At 39.2% G+C, this 14975-nt stretch carries 19 protein-coding genes; 10 read left to right on the top strand and 9 right to left on the bottom strand.

The genetic code is table 11. The features are described 5' to 3' along the window. Positions 1 to 17 precede the first annotated feature (17 nt). Both SDEL_RS02755 and SDEL_RS02760 read left to right on the top strand, forming a co-directional pair. Complete coding sequence (locus SDEL_RS02755) at positions 18 to 1028, top strand: hypothetical protein (RefSeq protein ID WP_012856338.1); 1011 nt, start codon at positions 18 to 20, stop codon at positions 1026 to 1028. Then, positions 1025 to 1963, top strand: a complete 939-nt coding sequence (locus SDEL_RS02760; RefSeq protein WP_012856339.1) for a tRNA dihydrouridine synthase — start codon at positions 1025 to 1027, stop codon at positions 1961 to 1963. Before SDEL_RS02755 ends, SDEL_RS02760 begins: the two co-directional genes overlap by 4 nt. Here SDEL_RS02760 and SDEL_RS02765 read toward each other — a convergent pair. The 7 genes from SDEL_RS02765 to SDEL_RS02795 all read right to left on the bottom strand — a co-directional run bounded on the left by SDEL_RS02765 (position 1957) and on the right by SDEL_RS02795 (position 7973). Continuing rightward, positions 1957 to 2310, bottom strand: a complete 354-nt coding sequence (locus SDEL_RS02765) for a hypothetical protein (RefSeq protein ID WP_012856340.1) — start codon at positions 2308 to 2310, stop codon at positions 1957 to 1959. The genes SDEL_RS02760 and SDEL_RS02765 overlap by 7 nt on opposite strands. Beyond that, positions 2307 to 3236, bottom strand: coding sequence for an AEC family transporter (locus SDEL_RS02770; RefSeq protein WP_012856341.1), 930 nt, complete (start codon positions 3234 to 3236; stop codon positions 2307 to 2309). The genes SDEL_RS02765 and SDEL_RS02770 overlap by 4 nt, the downstream gene beginning before the upstream one ends. Positions 3237 to 3242: 6 nt before the next feature. Then, entirely contained in the window at positions 3243 to 4115 is an 873-nt protein-coding gene (locus SDEL_RS02775) for a hypothetical protein (protein ID WP_012856342.1), read from the bottom strand. Continuing rightward, positions 4112 to 4423, bottom strand: a complete 312-nt coding sequence (gene fliN / locus SDEL_RS02780) for a flagellar motor switch protein FliN (protein WP_012856343.1) — start codon at positions 4421 to 4423, stop codon at positions 4112 to 4114. The genes SDEL_RS02775 and fliN overlap by 4 nt, the downstream gene beginning before the upstream one ends. Positions 4424 to 4547: 124 nt before the next feature. Continuing rightward, positions 4548 to 5312: an exodeoxyribonuclease III gene (locus SDEL_RS02785; RefSeq protein WP_012856344.1), complete on the bottom strand. Its 765-nt coding sequence runs from the start codon at positions 5310 to 5312 to the stop codon at positions 4548 to 4550. 120 nt (positions 5313 to 5432) lie between these two features. Further along, the gene (locus SDEL_RS02790; protein ID WP_012856345.1) at positions 5433 to 6626 is read right to left on the bottom strand and encodes a hypothetical protein; all 1194 of its coding nucleotides are present in this window, start codon (positions 6624 to 6626) and stop codon (positions 5433 to 5435) included. Between the two features lie 9 nt (positions 6627 to 6635). Further along, the gene (locus SDEL_RS02795; protein WP_012856346.1) at positions 6636 to 7973 is read right to left on the bottom strand and encodes a c-type cytochrome; all 1338 of its coding nucleotides are present in this window, start codon (positions 7971 to 7973) and stop codon (positions 6636 to 6638) included. A 182-nt stretch (positions 7974 to 8155) separates the two neighbouring features. Here SDEL_RS02795 and SDEL_RS02800 point away from each other — a divergent pair, with 182 nt between their 5' ends. The 7 genes from SDEL_RS02800 (at position 8156) to SDEL_RS02825 (ending at position 10735) form a co-directional block, all read left to right on the top strand. Further along, positions 8156 to 8590: a MarR family winged helix-turn-helix transcriptional regulator gene (locus tag SDEL_RS02800; protein WP_012856347.1), complete on the top strand. Its 435-nt coding sequence runs from the start codon at positions 8156 to 8158 to the stop codon at positions 8588 to 8590. Between the two features lie 109 nt (positions 8591 to 8699). Further along, positions 8700 to 9095, top strand: a complete 396-nt coding sequence (locus tag SDEL_RS02805; protein WP_012856348.1) for a cupin domain-containing protein — start codon at positions 8700 to 8702, stop codon at positions 9093 to 9095. Between the two features lie 101 nt (positions 9096 to 9196). Then, positions 9197 to 9388: a pyridoxamine 5'-phosphate oxidase family protein gene (locus SDEL_RS12215; RefSeq protein WP_223295831.1), complete on the top strand. Its 192-nt coding sequence runs from the start codon at positions 9197 to 9199 to the stop codon at positions 9386 to 9388. Between the two features lie 40 nt (positions 9389 to 9428). Next, entirely contained in the window at positions 9429 to 9683 is a 255-nt protein-coding gene (locus SDEL_RS12220) for a hypothetical protein (protein WP_223295832.1), read from the top strand. Between the two features lie 58 nt (positions 9684 to 9741). Then, positions 9742 to 10023 (top strand): DUF4258 domain-containing protein, encoded by a 282-nt coding sequence (locus SDEL_RS02815; protein ID WP_012856349.1) that lies wholly within the window; start codon positions 9742 to 9744, stop codon positions 10021 to 10023. After that, positions 10020 to 10310, top strand: a complete 291-nt coding sequence (locus SDEL_RS02820) for a hypothetical protein (protein ID WP_012856350.1) — start codon at positions 10020 to 10022, stop codon at positions 10308 to 10310. The genes SDEL_RS02815 and SDEL_RS02820 overlap by 4 nt, the downstream gene beginning before the upstream one ends. A 116-nt stretch (positions 10311 to 10426) precedes the next feature. Beyond that, on the top strand, positions 10427 to 10735 hold the full coding sequence (locus tag SDEL_RS02825) for a hypothetical protein (protein ID WP_012856351.1): 309 nt from the start codon (positions 10427 to 10429) through the stop codon (positions 10733 to 10735). 135 nt (positions 10736 to 10870) lie between these two features. On the opposite strand, the gene thiC is transcribed toward SDEL_RS02825, so the two are convergent. After that, on the bottom strand, positions 10871 to 12739 hold the full coding sequence (gene thiC / locus SDEL_RS02830) for a phosphomethylpyrimidine synthase ThiC (protein WP_012856352.1): 1869 nt from the start codon (positions 12737 to 12739) through the stop codon (positions 10871 to 10873). A 240-nt stretch (positions 12740 to 12979) separates the two neighbouring features. Then, positions 12980 to 13396 (bottom strand): chemotaxis protein CheX, encoded by a 417-nt coding sequence (locus SDEL_RS02835; protein WP_012856353.1) that lies wholly within the window; start codon positions 13394 to 13396, stop codon positions 12980 to 12982. 122 nt (positions 13397 to 13518) lie between these two features. Here SDEL_RS02835 and SDEL_RS02840 point away from each other — a divergent pair, with 122 nt between their 5' ends. Next, positions 13519 to 14856, top strand: a complete 1338-nt coding sequence (locus SDEL_RS02840; protein ID WP_012856354.1) for an amino acid permease — start codon at positions 13519 to 13521, stop codon at positions 14854 to 14856. The last annotated feature ends 119 nt before the right edge of the window (positions 14857 to 14975 follow it).

The raw sequence follows: 14975 nt of genomic DNA on the forward strand, positions 1-14975 counted from the left end.
ACGCAGGGGAGAAACACATGGGAATTAAACGTTATTTTTTAGTATCACTGATTTATATGTTGGCTATCGGACTTTATGTTTATAGTTTTAATGGAGAGAGTTATACCTTAGAATTTTTTGGTTTATCGATGACTCTCCCAGTGGCATTTTGGATCGTTTTCCCTGTGTTGTTTTTGTGTATTGCTTCTGTGGGACATTTGGTATTTTATAACTTCAAAGATTTTTTATACAAACGTGCGTGGAAAAAAGATAGCGAAGTGTTTCATGAAGAGGCAAAAAATCGTATCTTAGGAGAGAATTTAAATGCCTCTTATAAAACGGATGGATTTAAATTTGCGGGTAAAATGCTTCAAGCCATGAAGTTTGATCCTTCTATTCCCTCTTCGTTTATTGAAGAAGACATTGCGGCGGCTTCTGCGGTTGCAATTAGCATTGCCAATGGAAACTATGAAGATTTAAAAAAGTATAAACTTTCAAAAGAGAATCCTTTGGTGATTCAAAACAGTATGAATCGTCTTAAAGTTGAGCCAAAATATGCGTTTGAAGTTTTGAAAAATTGTAAAGAGCTTGAGGGAGATTTGTGTAAAAAAGCGTATGAAACGCTTTTAGGGTTTGCCAGTTTCAATGAAATTAAGCGTTACAACTTTCCTATTGAGAAGGAAGCATTTGCGTGTATGATGGAGCGTTATTTAAATTCTGATGATAGCTTTGAAATGGATATTAAATCCATTGAGGAGATTTTAGAGCAACTCAACGCTGATCGAATGGATTATGTTGAACTGGCACGTAAAATTAAAGTGAAATTTTCACCTGATTCTTTGATTGCACTTTTTGAAAAGCTTTACAATTCAAAAGGGAGTGTGGCTGCGGATGCGTATTTGTATGTTCTGTATGATTTACAGATGATTGATAAAATTCGTGAGATTTTACTCAATTCTGACCCTGAGGAGTTTGTCAAGTTTAGAACACTTCTTTTCTTAAGAGATAATGGTAAAAGTATTAACATCGACACCTTCTTAAATATATGATAGATACGATAGATTTTGAGCAGGGTATTTTAGCCCTTGCTCCGCTTGCTGGTTTTACAGATCTTCCTTTTCGTTCTGTGGTTAAAAAATTTGGTGCAGATGTGACATTTTCAGAGATGATTAGTGCTAATGCCCTACGTTTCAAATCAGAAAAAACATTTAAAATGCTCACAAAATCTCCTTTAGAAATTCCTTATATTGTACAAATAGTCGGTTCTGATTTAACGTCTATCAAAGAAGCGGTCTTGATTTTAAATGACATGGAGGGCATTGCGGGTATTGATTTGAATTGTGGGTGTCCTGTTCCTAAAATGGTCGCACAAGAAGCAGGCTCATCGCTCTTGCTCAATTTAGATCATATGCAACGAGTGATTGAAACTATTAAGACCTATTCTAATAAGCGTTACACGAGTGCAAAAGTACGCTTGGGGTTTAATACGAAGATTCCAGAGTTGATTGCCAAAGCGTGTGAAAATGCGGGTGCAGATTTTATGAGTATGCATGGGCGAACACGTTCAGGTGCGTATAAAGCGGAAGTGGATTATCAAGCGATTGCAGAGGCACGTGCGGCAGTGAAAATTCCTGTGATTGCGAATGGGGATATTACGAGTCTTGAAAAAGCTTTACATGTAATGAGTGTGACAGGGTGTAAAAACCTCATGATTGGTAGAGGAGCGTTAGGTAATCCGTGGATTTTTTATCAGCTTAAAAATGGATTGCATCATGTTGAAAAAACGAAGATTTTAGAAATTGTTTTAGAACATTATGATGCAATGGTTGAGTTTTATGGCGAAAAAGGTGTTTCGATTTTTCGTAAGCATTTACATACCTATTCAAAAGGCTTTCGTGAAGCTTCTGAGTTCCGAGATAAAATCAATCGTATTGAAGATAAGGTGTTAATGCGTGAGGCGATTGCGCATTTTTTTGCTCAATAACCGTCGTTAAACCCTTGTGCTTTGTGTTTCTCTTTTTTATAACTTCCCCTGTATTTCTCTTTCTCTAGCAAATTCGCCTCTTTTAAGAGTTTTCTATGAATCTCTTGAGGGTCACTATCTTCGCTTAGAATGCTTTGGGCTACAAGATTGGCATAGTTTTGTAGCCCATTGGTATAGGTAGAATCTAAATGAATCGGTTCAACTTTTTGAAGTGTTTTTAAGCTCTTCTCAACACGTTTGACAAAAAGGGCATAGTCAAAATTTTCATTTTTTAAGGCACTGATACAGCTTCCTAAAAAACGCTCCAATGCACGGATATATTTGACTCTCGCTTCTTTGTCTTTCATGGTAAACTCACAATATGAAGGTAATGGAGCAAGTTGCTCACTAAAATAAAAAAAGGAATAAAAATCAATGAGGTAAAAAAGACCATGGCTGTTACATCCAAAGGTTTACACTCATAGAGTGCTGCTAGATTGACATTGGTTACGGCTAAGGGAACGATAAGCTCGATAAAAATAAGGGTTGCTAGCATCGGCTCTAGTTCTAGCATGCTATAAAGAATCCATCCTGCAATGAGTGGTGTTATGATAAATTTAATGATACTCACATGGAACAGTAGTTTATAGTTAATGCTACGCAGTTTAATGTTATAAAGGTACATCCCAAAAATGACTAATTGAATGACCATCGTACAATAAGCACCCATTTGCAAAGGTGTTTGCATCGCAGGATGGAGTTTTATATCAAAAATATTCATGAGTACAGCCAACGTGGCAAACCAAATGACGGGAAGTTTCACAATGTTGAGTAGGGATTGTTTAATACTACAATTTCCCCTTGAATAGAAAAAGACACCCAACGTATAGACGACAAAAACATTGGTTAAATTAATCATACTCATATAAATGATAGAGGCTTCGCCAAAGAGTGCCATCCCTAAAGGAATCCCAAGGTTGCCTGTATTGCCAAGGACAACACAAATGGTAATGATGGATTTTTCTTTGATATCTTCTTTAAAAAAAAGACGACCAATGACGCCACTAATAAGAATACAGATAAAAGAGATCACAAGATACCAAAAAGGCGCTTCAAGCAGTTCCACCTGAATGGGTTTTGTGGAGAGTCCCCAAAAAGAGAGCATGGGTTGTAAAAAGTAGATGGACATCAAGATCATGCCTTTTTCGTTCATCTGCTCTTTGAGCATCTTTTTTGCCATAAATCCCAAAAGGATGAAGGCGTAGATGGATAAAATGGAAATCGCAATGGTCATGCGTGGTTAATGCGTATCATCATAGGGAGCGTAATCAGCAGAAGCTTTGTCCTTATAACTGTTTTGTTGTTTGCTTGTGTCTTGCAATTTAAGATACTCATCCAAGCGGCGGCGATTTTCCTCAAAAACTTTTTCGAAGTCATTGTCATCTTTCACTTCACCGTTTTGGAACTTTTCGAGTAAAAGATTTGAACTTCCTGTCATAACAAGGTATTTGATGGAACCGTACTCAAAGAGCACAATGCTGTTTTGGTTGTCAATTATTTTTTTATGCAAAAGGGTGACTTCATGCCCAGAATTAGTAGTTTTAGGGCTAAAAAGCCATGATGAACGTGATGGCATTGGTTTGTTGGTGGTTTGAAATGCCATACGGCGTTTTATCCAGAGCATCAGCGCAATTAAAATCAGTAAAATAGCAATCACAATAATATAGCGGGTATCTACAAGCTCAAAGCTTGAAGGGGCAGACGTGCTAGAAGATGGTGTTTGTAGCGCTGTATTTTGTGAGGCAGAGGATGCTTGTAGGATGCTACTACGAATACGAAGTCCAAATCCATCTACCGTTTTAGAAGCGACGACACTGATATTTTTGTTGCTTTTAAGAATAATTTGAAGGGTATTGTTTTTTTCAGGAAGGATGGTTAATTCTTGAATGATTTCAGAGTTAATACTCTTTTCAATCATCTTATCGTATCCCAAATCGTTAATGGTCAAGATAATAGCATTGGTCTCATTTTTTTGAGTAATACTTCCCTCGTGCGGTGCATCAAAGGAGAGCATTACATCGACTCTATCTGTTCTTTCATAAACATTGTAGGTTAATAAATTTGCAGCATTGACCCACGCGCATAAGGTGATAATGGCAAGAAAAATTTTCATCGATTCTCTTTTTTAAAGTATTGAATAACCGTTTTGGAGTCTAAAATTTCATTGATACGAATGGCAAGGTTTTTTTCATACACCATGACTTCGCCTTTACCAAAAATTTTATTGTTGATGTAAAGCTCAACACTCTCTCCCGCAGGTTTTTCAAGGTCAATGACAGAACCTTTTTCCAGTTTTAAAAGACGCTGAATTGTAAGGGTTGTTGTTCCAAGTTCTGCAACAAAATCGACACTAATATCCAGTAAATTTTCAAATCCTGAAAGAAGTTTACGTTCAACATACTCTTGATCGGCTGCGTCCAATGGTTTTCCTTTGTCATGATGAGATTTTTTACTTAAGCAAAAACTCTTCCAAAACCTTTATAAATACGTTTTATTATAGTTTATTTAGGTTAAATTGTTGATTAACCTTTTTTACATGTAAGGATTAAAGCGTTATTTCAATACCCACAGGACAATGGTCTGAGCCTTGAATATGCGGTAAAATAAAGGCGTCTTTGAGATTTTTTTGAAGCTCTTTGGAGATAAAAAAGTAGTCAATTCTCCATCCCACATTTCGCTCCCTTGCCCCTGAGCGATACGACCACCACGAGTAGGCGTCTTTAACATTCCCATGCACTTCTCTAAACGTGTCAAGGTAGCCTTTTGCTAAAAGTGTGTCGATCCACGCTCTCTCAATGGGCAAAAAGCCAGAGATATCTTCGTTGGCTTTGGGATTGGCAAGGTCGATTTCTCGGTGTGCTGTATTGACATCGCCACAGATAATAATTCCTTTGCCCATTGTGCGTAGGGCTTCGGTGTGGGCTAAAAAGTCGCTGTAAAACTGCATTTTATGACGTAAACGCTCTTCACTTTGTTGTCCATTGGGAAAATAGACATTGAACAAAACAACATCACCGAAGTGGTGTTCTAAGATGCGCCCCTCTTTGGTATGGTCGATGTGCCATGCGGTATTGGTTGTATCAAACAGACGTGTTGAAAAGCTCATCGTGCCAGAGTAGCCTTTTTTCGTAGCCGAATTGATATGTTTACATGTAAAAGGGTGTGTGAAAAGAGGTTCAGGAATTTGGTGCGCTTCAGCTTTGATCTCTTGCAAACATAAAACATCGGGTTTTTCCTCATCGACCCAGCTAAAAGCATTTTTATTTGCGACGGCTCGAATGCCATTGACATTCCACGAAATCAGTTTCATAAAACTCCTTTAAATGATAGAAAAATCCTATCATAGGGTTCTTGAAAGGGCACTTTGTTTTTACATGTAAGAAGAAAAAGAGGAGAGTGTACCAAGCCTAAAGCATTGGTACACCTTTTTTTAGAGAATATTGTTAAATAAGATACCAATACCCCATGCAAAATAGATTGCCATCCATGCAATCATAATATAGAGGGTGGATTGTCCTAGTTTGCTTACAAGCGCATCTTTAGAACCATCAAAAACACCTTCGTTTTTACCGACTTTCCATGCCATGGTTAAGAGATAGGCTACCCCTACAAATCCCATAATAAGGAACGTTGAGAGGAACATAACAATCGTTGGAATCTCAAGATTGACAGGATAGTCATAGATGTTATAGCCCAAATCTATCATCAGATCAAAACGAATCAGCTCTCTGATGGTTGAAATCAAAAGGGCAACGATGACTAAAACTAAGGTTGTGTAGTAGCTATTGCGATTGGTTTTCGCCATCGCCAAGAGCAGTACAACTCCCACAATCGTAGCAAGGGATACAGGATGAAAGAGGTAGTTGATTTGGAACATCCATGCGACAAAAAGAACAGCACTGATTAGCAATCCACTGACCGCAAGTGTGGTGCCTAATTTAGCACTGTACTCAATAAAAGATGCTTCAAAATCTTTACGGGTGGATAAAAAACGGCTGTAATTTTGTAAGAAAATTCCTACCACAGGAATGCTCAAACTCACCATAAATGCAAGGCGAATGGTATCAACATTAAATGTCCAGCCACTCGTATCAACCACACCATTAGGTGCGTACATATTCATCCATTCAGTTGGCATAAGTGACGTTACGGTAAAGTTATGCATCAAAATACCCGCAAAAACCAAAATAGCAAATGAGATAAACCCTATGAAGGTACTACTTGATTTTTGAGCTTTATTGGCATAGTAGTACCAATAATACATACTATAACCCACAATCAAACTATAAATAAAAATGAAAACCCACATACCAGAGAGCGTATTGGTTACGTACCAATTTGGGTCATAAATGACTTGTGTAAACAAAAGTGGTGCAACTCCTAAAACAATCAAAATTGAAACGCTGATTTTGCCTGTTTGAATCAGGTGTGGTGTTAAAATACTCCAATACTTATCGCTACTTCCCTTTGCAGAACCGTAAAGCGAAAGCCCCAAGGAACCTAATGAAAGAAGTACAAAAGCGATATGCAATGCCCATGTTAAAACATAGAGTATTTGAAAAATGATAGGATAAAAAGGAACTCCCGCAGGGTCTCTTAGTGCCAATAATACAGATGCGTCCATGTTTTCTCCTTAGTATTTAAGCGATGCGAGGTATTCAGCCATGGCATCGTATTCATGTTCGGGTAGTTTAAGGGTTGGCATGTAGGAAAATGCACCATCACCCATTGCATATAAAATGGCTTTCACTCCCTCTTTGTCCATGCCTGTTAACTTATCTTTGAGTGGTCGATAAACCCCTGTTGTCTCCAAAGAGTGGCAGTTAGAACACGCCATTTTTGCAAGAAGCGCACCTGCTTCAAGTTTATTTTCTTCGGTAATCGTTTTAAGGCGTTTAGGAACAAAAGGGTTTACATGTAAAAGCCCTTTCTCCGCAATAATCGGAAGCTCACTTTTAATGTTTTTACCAGGAACATCACGACTGATGATTTGGTTAGAGTAGATGTATTGACCCGCAACATATGGTTTTCGCATAGACTCTCTAAGCTTCTCACCTGACCACAATCCTGAAATAAGAATGACAGCTATCATCGTACTTGCAAGAGCTGGATGAATCAGTTTTGGTTTGATGATAGCGATTGCAAAATAGCTCATAAAAACAAGGGTGAGGATGATTCTATTTTGAATAATTGTCTCTTTTGAAAAGGCAAAAACCGCATGGGCATTATCAGGTAATGTTCCCATATACCAGACAAAGAAGAAGAGGGTAATAAACCCACCAAAAATACTTACATAACCCATTTTACGGCTCAGTTCATTGGAGAGTTCTTCATTTTCCTTGCGCATAGCACTGGAAATCAACAATCCAATAACCCCTGACATCATAATCATAAAGCCAACACGTAAGAACATATGCGGGAAGGTATTGATACCAAAAAAAGCATCACTCGCACTACCGGTTGCATAGTAGGCTTGTGTACCTGGCCACATCATAAAGCTGATAATACCAATAATCAGCGCTAAGGTTCCCACCGAAGCAATCGCAAATGTATAGGTTAGTTGTAAATGTGTTTTTTTATCTATTTTGTTCATGAAGTAAACCAGCACAAAAACGCCAATGACTTCATAAATAAAAAAGACCCATTCCGTTGCCCAGACCCACACAAAGTTGTGAATGAGCGCACTAATGCCCCTAGGACTAGCCGCCGTTGCCGTGTACCAAATGCCCGGTCCTGTAATCGAACCCAAAACATAGGAAAATATCAGCAAGAACATGCCGTACTTTTTCATGTACGGGTAGTAATCACTTCGATTTTCTTTATAGGCTTTGTGTGCCAAAAAGGCAAACAACATCGCCGCTCCAACAGAAGTATGTGAAAACAAGATGTGTATCGTGCCCGTAATACCCATCATCCAAGCACTTCCATACTCAGGAAAATAAAACAATGGAAATTGTCCTATTATATCCATGAACTCTCCTTTAATTAAATTTTTTTAATTCAGGTGCATTATTAAACATGTGTGTTAAATATGTGTTAATTTAATTTGAAATTAAGAAAATAATTAGAAATTTTTATATTTGTGTTACATGTAAAGAAAAAATTTAGCTTAAAGAGTTGACATTAATTAGATATCTAATTATAATACTCCTTATGAAAAAACAACGACTTATAGCGCTTTCTAGCCGCTTGGCGGAAAAAGCCAATCAATTTATCATTGCAGAGTTCAAAAAACAGGAGCTTTTTGATATTGCCCCCAGTCATGGTGATATTTTGAGTTTGTTATTTGATGGCAATGCCCATGAAATGAGCGAGATTGCCAAAAAAATTCATCGCACCAAACCCACTGTTACCGTTTTAGTAGAAAAACTCGAAAAAAATGGCTATGTGCAACGCATAAAATCAGAGAGTGATGCACGCTTTACGATGGTTTTACTCACTCAAAAGGGATTTAAACTCCAACCAATGTTCGAAATGATTTCAGAGAAACTGAATGCCTTAGCGTATTTTGGTCTTCGTGATGAAGAGGCGATGCTTTTAGAGATTTTGCTTGAAAAAGCGATTGTTAATTTTGAAAAGCAAGAATAAACATTTGCTTATATAGTTAGATATCAAATTAATAAAGGAGGGCGTTTTTACATTGAGATGTTTTTAATGCTTAACAAATAGAGATTAAAAGTAAAAAAGGAAAAATAGAATGGAAAAATCAGGAGAAAATTATAAAGTAATCTCATGTGGCGATGTCGCATCTTTAGGTCGTGTGGTACTTCACGATGCATTAGCACTAACGGGTGCAGAAGTCTCTATCAACGAACTACCAGCAGGGGTGAGTGTACCTTTTGTGCATGCGCATAAAAATAATGAAGAAGTGTATGTGGTACTAAGCGGTAAAGGTTTTTTGTTTATCGATGGTGAAGAATTTGCTATTCAAGAGGGCGATGCGTTTCGGATAGACCCAAAAGGTGAGCGTTGCATGAAAGCAGACGATACAAGTGCTATTCGTTTCATCTGTGTGCAAGCCAAAGCCAACAGCTTAGAGGGGTTTACACAGAGCGATGGCGTTTTATCTGAGACAAAACCGTCGTGGCTATAACTTTTGCCTCAAAAGAGGCAACCTTAGTTTGTCGTTTTAATTGTCATTATGGAGAACGCTTTTAACCCTTTCATAGTAGACTAAAAAGAAAAAGAGAGACCATGAAAGAGTTTATTGCTACCATTCAAACCGCCATTATCGGTACGCTAGATACCCATAACCACCCTTTTAGCTCGTACGCACCTTATGTGTACGACACCAACCGCTTTTACGTTTACCTCTCCGACATCGCAACTCATGCCAAAAACCTTCAAAGAAACACAAAAGTATCTCTTTTTTTTTGCGGAAGATGAGAGTAAAACGGAGAATGTGTTTGCACGAAAGCGTGTCAGTTTGCAGTGTGATAGTCAAAAAATTGAGCGAGGCAGTGAGCGTTTTGAAGCGGTTTTAGGTCTGTTTGCTGAGAAATTTGATGCCAAAATGGTGGGTACACTTAAAAAAATGACCGACTTTAATCTGTATGAATTTAACGTGACATATGGCGAAGCAACCTTTGGGTTTGGCAAAGCGTATTTTGTGGGTGGAGAGAATATGGATGAACTTATCCCTAGAGGTGAGAGTAATCCGCATCATGGAACAGTCAAATAGTGTATTGACAAAACATCTACAAAATACTAAAATAATTCATCAACGATAAGGAAAAAGTGTGGATAAAATCATTCGTTGGGATGAAGCCAAAAATCAACTCTTGCAACTTCAACGAGTGGTGAGTTTTGAAGAGGTGCTTAATCACATTGAACAAGGTACTGTTTTAAATCGCCTCATGCATCCTAACCGTGAAAAATACCCCCATCAAGAGATTTTTGTTGTTGAGATGAAAGGGTACATTTGGTATGTTCCTTTCGTGGAAAATGAGAGTGAAATATTTTTAAAGACCATTATTCCGAGCCGAAAACTGCTCAAATCATTTGGAGGTAAAAAACAATGAAAACAAAAAAAATAGTCCTAGATACCGAAGAAGTAGAACTCCTCGGAGAGATAGAAGCAGGCGAATGGCACGAAAAACCTTTGGATGAACAAGAGCTGAGTGCGTACCAAAACCATGCCAAATATACCAAAGCATTGAATGAAAAAAGGCAAACCACCATTCGCTTTTCCGTCAGTGACCTAGCCGTACTCAAAGCAAAATCAAAAGAGCTAGGCATCGGGTACCAAAACCTGATTCAAGCACTGGTGCATAATTATGTGAAGGGTGATATTAAGTTGGAAGTGTGAGTTCTTTACATGTAAAATAAACATGGGGAAAGTTAAAAGTAAAGCCATGTCCCATTTTCTTCTCAGTGGCTTTTTGATTACTCATTTTAAATATTAAAATATGAAAAAGGTAAGTGATGAATTTTTATTATGTATTTACCCCAGATGGTATTTCAATTCAACATACTTGGAGCAAAGTTAAGGCTATGATTAATAGAGTCCCTAACTCTGGCTGTCAAAGAATTGACAATAAGCCAAATTTGGAAAGATGGCTTGAATATGTAGAAAAATATTGTAGCGAAAGTGCAATTAACATTTTTAAAAATATGATTGAAGAACAAAATAAAAATAAATCTACAAAGGAAATTGAAATACAATTCCCTTCAAAATTAGAATTACTTTCAAAAAAAGGTCTAAGAATTGTAAAGAAAAATACAAAAAAATAAATGGGATATTTAAGATATTCTATAGTAAATCAATCAGTGGAGCTAGTGAATTGCTCTAAGGGTAATTTGTTGGCACATTTCAAATGTTAAGAATATCAAGGTTGAGCCCTTGAATTTCAAGGGCTCAAAAGTTTTTTACATGTAAATCTGTCCACCACTCTCTTTAAAGTGTTTGGCTTGCTCTTCCAACCCTTTTTCTAACGCTACATTGACATCTTCGGCACCGATTTTTTCAGCGTACTCTCTGACATCTTGCGAGATTTTCATGGAGCAAAATTTTGGGCCGCACATCGAGCAGAAATGGGCGACTTTGGCACTTTCGACGGGTAAGGTTTTATCGTGATATTCGCGGGCTCGGTCTGGGTCGAAGCCTATGTTGAACTGGTCGTACCATCTAAACTCGAAGCGGGCTTTGCTCATCGCATTATCACGGATTTGCGCTCCGGGGAAGCCTTTGGCTAGGTCGGCGGCGTGGGCGGCTATTTTGTAGGTGATGATGCCTTCTTTGACATCTTCACGGTTTGGTAAGCCTAAGTGTTCTTTGGGTGTGACGTAGCAGAGCATGGCTGTACCGTACCAACCGATTTGCGCAGCACCGATGGCGGAGGTGATGTGGTCGTAGCCTGGAGCTACATCAGTCACGAGGGGTCCAAGGGTGTAGAAGGGCGCTTCAAAACAGTCTTCTAACTCTTTGGTCATGTTCTCTTTGATTTTTTGCATCGGAACGTGACCTGGACCTTCGATCATCACTTGCACGTCGTGTTTCCATGCGATTTTGGTGAGTTCACCTAAAGTTTCAAGCTCGGCAAATTGCGCTTCATCGTTGGCATCGTAGAGTGAGCCGGGGCGCAAACCATCTCCTAGTGAAAACGCCACGTCATAGGCTTTCATAATGTCACAGATTTCCTCAAAATGGGTGTAGAGGAAGTTCTCTTTGTGGTGGTGCAAACACCATTTTGCCATGATGCTCCCCCCTCGTGAGACGATTCCCGTGAGGCGTTTGGCGGTCATCGGTACGTAAGCAAGGCGAACACCCGCATGAATGGTGAAGTAGTCCACGCCTTGTTCGGCTTGTTCGATAAGCGTGTCACGGTAAATTTCCCATGTTAAATTTTCTGCGATACCATGAACTTTCTCTAACGCTTGATAAATGGGCACCGTACCAATGGGCACAGCGGAGTTGCGAAGTATCCACTCTCTGGTTTCATGGATGTTTTTACCTGTCGATAAATCCATCACCGTATCGCCGCCCCAACGTGTTGACCAGAGCATTTTTTCCACCTCTTCTTCGATGGAGGAGGTGGTGGCGGAGTTGCCGATGTTGGCGTTGATCTTGACCATGAAATTACGACCTATGATCATCGGCTCGGCTTCGGGGTGATTGACATTCAAAGGAAGAACAGCTCGTCCTGCGGCGATTTCTTGGCGGACAAATTCAGGGGTGTAAATCTCAGGCAGGTTTGCACCAAAATGCTCACCCTTGTGTTGAGCGCCTAAGAGTTTGTTTTGGCGTGCGACTTCAAGGTTGCAGTTCTCACGAACGGCGACATACTCCATCTCTGGCGTGATGATGCCAGCACGGGCGTAGTGCATTTGGGTGATGTTTTTGCCCTTCATCGCACGGCGTGGTTTTTTAAGATTGGGGAAGCGAAGGGTTTTAAGCTCTTCATCTTCAAAGCGTTTATGAAAATAAGCAGAGCTAAAATCCTCTAGTTGCTCCGTGTCATTTCGCTCCTCTATCCATTTGGCACGGATAGGTTTTAAGCCTTGATGTAAGTCGATGGTGACGTTTGGGTCAGTGTAAACGCCTGAAGTATCGTAGACGTGAAGTGGTGGGTTTTCTTCAAATGTGCCATCACTTTTTGCGGTGGGCGTCAATGTGATTTCACGCATCGGCACTTGAATGTCTTCTCGTGAGCCTTGGAGGTATATTTTACGAGAACTTGGGAAATTTTGAATGTATGAAGCGTCTATTTTTTCTAAATTGTCGAGAACTTTAGGCATCTTTTTATCTCCTTATTCCCTACGCTGGCATTACCCAGATCAGGTTCGTGAAACCGCATTAACGGTCTCTTTGGGGTATTATCTCAGCCGCTTTAAAAAGCTAGCACCCCCACAGACAATGGTAAACAGTTGAAGCGTTGATTATACAAAAGCAGACAAAGAAGTGACTTAAGAAAAAAAGTTGGCTTTTAAAAAATAGATATTTGTTAAAAAGACGTTTCACTTCTTTACATGTAACGATTAGCGTGCAATGACGAAGGTGCTATTTTGGATTTGAAAATGGTGCGCATCGCTGAGTGGAATGGGAAAGGGAGCGCAAACATTGCCCATAAATTCAGGGACAGATAAATGGTAATTGTTATGGGGATATTTCTCTTCTAAAAGCACTTTGGCCGAGCCTATGATTTGATTGGCAATCTCTTTAAGTAAATCATCCAAATCATCCTCACAAAGATTTTCCTCAAAAAGAAGATTGAGTGCAATCCCATCTAAGACTTTTTTTTCAAAGAAAAGATACCACGTGTGTTCAGCTTCATTTTCAAGCAGTGAAATTGCAGAACCGTAAAAATACTCTCCTAAACTTTCAATTTTTTGAGGAACTTCACATAAAATGGTTTCAAAAAAGGCGTGGGTTGCTTCGATGACGGCTTCTCTCATTTTTTGCTCCTTTAAGGAGCCATTATAAATCAATTTTTTTAAATTATGGCTAAGAATTTTACATACCGAAATGTTTTTGAAAAAAGATACAATACTGGTTTGACTTTTTTAAAAGGAATGGTATGCACAAACATAAGCTTTCAAGAGGCTTGCAAAATAGGCATGTACAGCTTATTGCCTTAGGTGGAGCGATTGGAACGGGTCTTTTTTTAGGGGTTTCAACCACCGTACAACTCACAGGTCCAGCGGTACTTTTAGGGTATGCTCTGGGTGGTTTTATAGCATTTATGATTATGAGACAACTGGGTGAAATGGTTGTTGAAGAGCCTGTGGCTGGCTCATTTAGCCACTTTGCGAACAAATACTGGCACCCGTTTGCGGGTTTTGCTTCAGGGTGGAATTATTGGATGTTATATGTTTTGGTGGGGATGGCAGAACTCACCGCCATTGGTACCTTTGTACACTTTTGGCTTCCCAATATTCCTGTGTGGGCTTCAGCGGCATTTTTCTTTGTACTGGTCAATCTGGTTAATTTGGTGAATGTTCGTATTTACGGCGAGTTTGAGTTTTGGTTTTCTATTATTAAAGTGGTGGCGATTGTTGCGATGATAGCTTTTGGTAGTTATCTGCTTATCAGCGGGAACGGTGGAGAGAGTGCAAAAATTAGCAATCTTTGGGCGCTTGAGGGAGGTTTTTTTCCACATGGGCTTCAAGGTTTTTTAATGGCGATGGTCTTCATTATGTTCTCGTTTGGTGGGTTGGAGCTGATTGGTATCGCCGCTGCGGAGACGGATGATCCGAGTCATACGATCCCACAAGCGACCAATCAAGTCATTTATCGTATTTTGATTTTTTACATTGGTGCGTTAGCCATTTTGCTCTCATTAATGCCATGGATGAATATGACCAAAGATGTGACCCCTTTTGTGATGGTTTTTCAAGTGATTGACCAAAATATCATTGCGCATATTCTTAATGCCATCGTTTTAACCGCGGCGCTTTCGGTATATAACAGCGGGGTTTACTCTAACTCACGGATGCTTTTTGGTTTAGCGATGCAAGGCAATGCGCCTAAAAAGTTGATGAAACTAAGCGATAAAGGTGTACCTGTTAATGCCGTGCTTTTCTCAGCGCTGATTACAGGAACGTGTGTCATTCTAAACTATTTCATGCCAGAAGATGCCTTTAAATTTTTGATGGCGCTTGTGGTTTCTGCGTTGGTTTTGAACTGGTTTATGATTAGTTTTGCGCATCTTAAATTTCGTTATGCGATGATGAAAAAACACATCGAACCCAAATTTAAAGCCTTTTGGTTTCCCTTTGGCAACATCCTTTGTTTAGTCTTCTTTGTGATGATTTTGGGCATTATGCTTTTTATTGAGGGGATTAGTACCTCCGTTTATCTTATTCCGATTTGGTTGGGAATCCTTGCCATCGGTTATAAACTCTCTCGAAAATAAAATTAAGAGTTCTTGCAAAACTCTTAACACGCCTTTAAAGCAAAGCTCTAAAGGCTACGTTAACATTGGGTTTTCTTCGACAGAAAGCCCACGCACCCTTGGTGCTTTTTCTTCTTGCA

This window comes from Sulfurospirillum deleyianum DSM 6946 (assembly GCF_000024885.1).
GTDB classification, from domain to species: Bacteria; Campylobacterota; Campylobacteria; order Campylobacterales; family Sulfurospirillaceae; genus Sulfurospirillum; species Sulfurospirillum deleyianum.

What these genes read in the sequence shown, in the direction of transcription:
- SDEL_RS02755 (WP_012856338.1), top strand. Translation starts at nt 18, where the DNA reads ATGGGAATTAAACGTTATTTTTTAGTATCACTGATTTATATGTTGGCT.
- SDEL_RS02760 (WP_012856339.1), top strand. Translation starts at nt 1,025, where the DNA reads ATGATAGATACGATAGATTTTGAGCAGGGTATTTTAGCCCTTGCTCCG.
- SDEL_RS02765 (WP_012856340.1), bottom strand. Translation starts at nt 2,310, where the DNA reads ATGAAAGACAAAGAAGCGAGAGTCAAATATATCCGTGCATTGGAGCGT.
- SDEL_RS02770 (WP_012856341.1), bottom strand. Translation starts at nt 3,236, where the DNA reads ATGACCATTGCGATTTCCATTTTATCCATCTACGCCTTCATCCTTTTG.
- SDEL_RS02775 (WP_012856342.1), bottom strand. Translation starts at nt 4,115, where the DNA reads ATGAAAATTTTTCTTGCCATTATCACCTTATGCGCGTGGGTCAATGCT.
- SDEL_RS02785 (WP_012856344.1), bottom strand. Translation starts at nt 5,312, where the DNA reads ATGAAACTGATTTCGTGGAATGTCAATGGCATTCGAGCCGTCGCAAAT.
- SDEL_RS02790 (WP_012856345.1), bottom strand. Translation starts at nt 6,626, where the DNA reads ATGGACGCATCTGTATTATTGGCACTAAGAGACCCTGCGGGAGTTCCT.
- SDEL_RS02795 (WP_012856346.1), bottom strand. Translation starts at nt 7,973, where the DNA reads ATGGATATAATAGGACAATTTCCATTGTTTTATTTTCCTGAGTATGGA.
- SDEL_RS02800 (WP_012856347.1), top strand. Translation starts at nt 8,156, where the DNA reads ATGAAAAAACAACGACTTATAGCGCTTTCTAGCCGCTTGGCGGAAAAA.
- SDEL_RS02805 (WP_012856348.1), top strand. Translation starts at nt 8,700, where the DNA reads ATGGAAAAATCAGGAGAAAATTATAAAGTAATCTCATGTGGCGATGTC.
- SDEL_RS12215 (WP_223295831.1), top strand. Translation starts at nt 9,197, where the DNA reads ATGAAAGAGTTTATTGCTACCATTCAAACCGCCATTATCGGTACGCTA.
- SDEL_RS02820 (WP_012856350.1), top strand. Translation starts at nt 10,020, where the DNA reads ATGAAAACAAAAAAAATAGTCCTAGATACCGAAGAAGTAGAACTCCTC.
- SDEL_RS02825 (WP_012856351.1), top strand. Translation starts at nt 10,427, where the DNA reads ATGAATTTTTATTATGTATTTACCCCAGATGGTATTTCAATTCAACAT.
- thiC (WP_012856352.1), bottom strand. Translation starts at nt 12,739, where the DNA reads ATGCCTAAAGTTCTCGACAATTTAGAAAAAATAGACGCTTCATACATT.
- SDEL_RS02835 (WP_012856353.1), bottom strand. Translation starts at nt 13,396, where the DNA reads ATGAGAGAAGCCGTCATCGAAGCAACCCACGCCTTTTTTGAAACCATT.
- SDEL_RS02840 (WP_012856354.1), top strand. Translation starts at nt 13,519, where the DNA reads ATGCACAAACATAAGCTTTCAAGAGGCTTGCAAAATAGGCATGTACAG.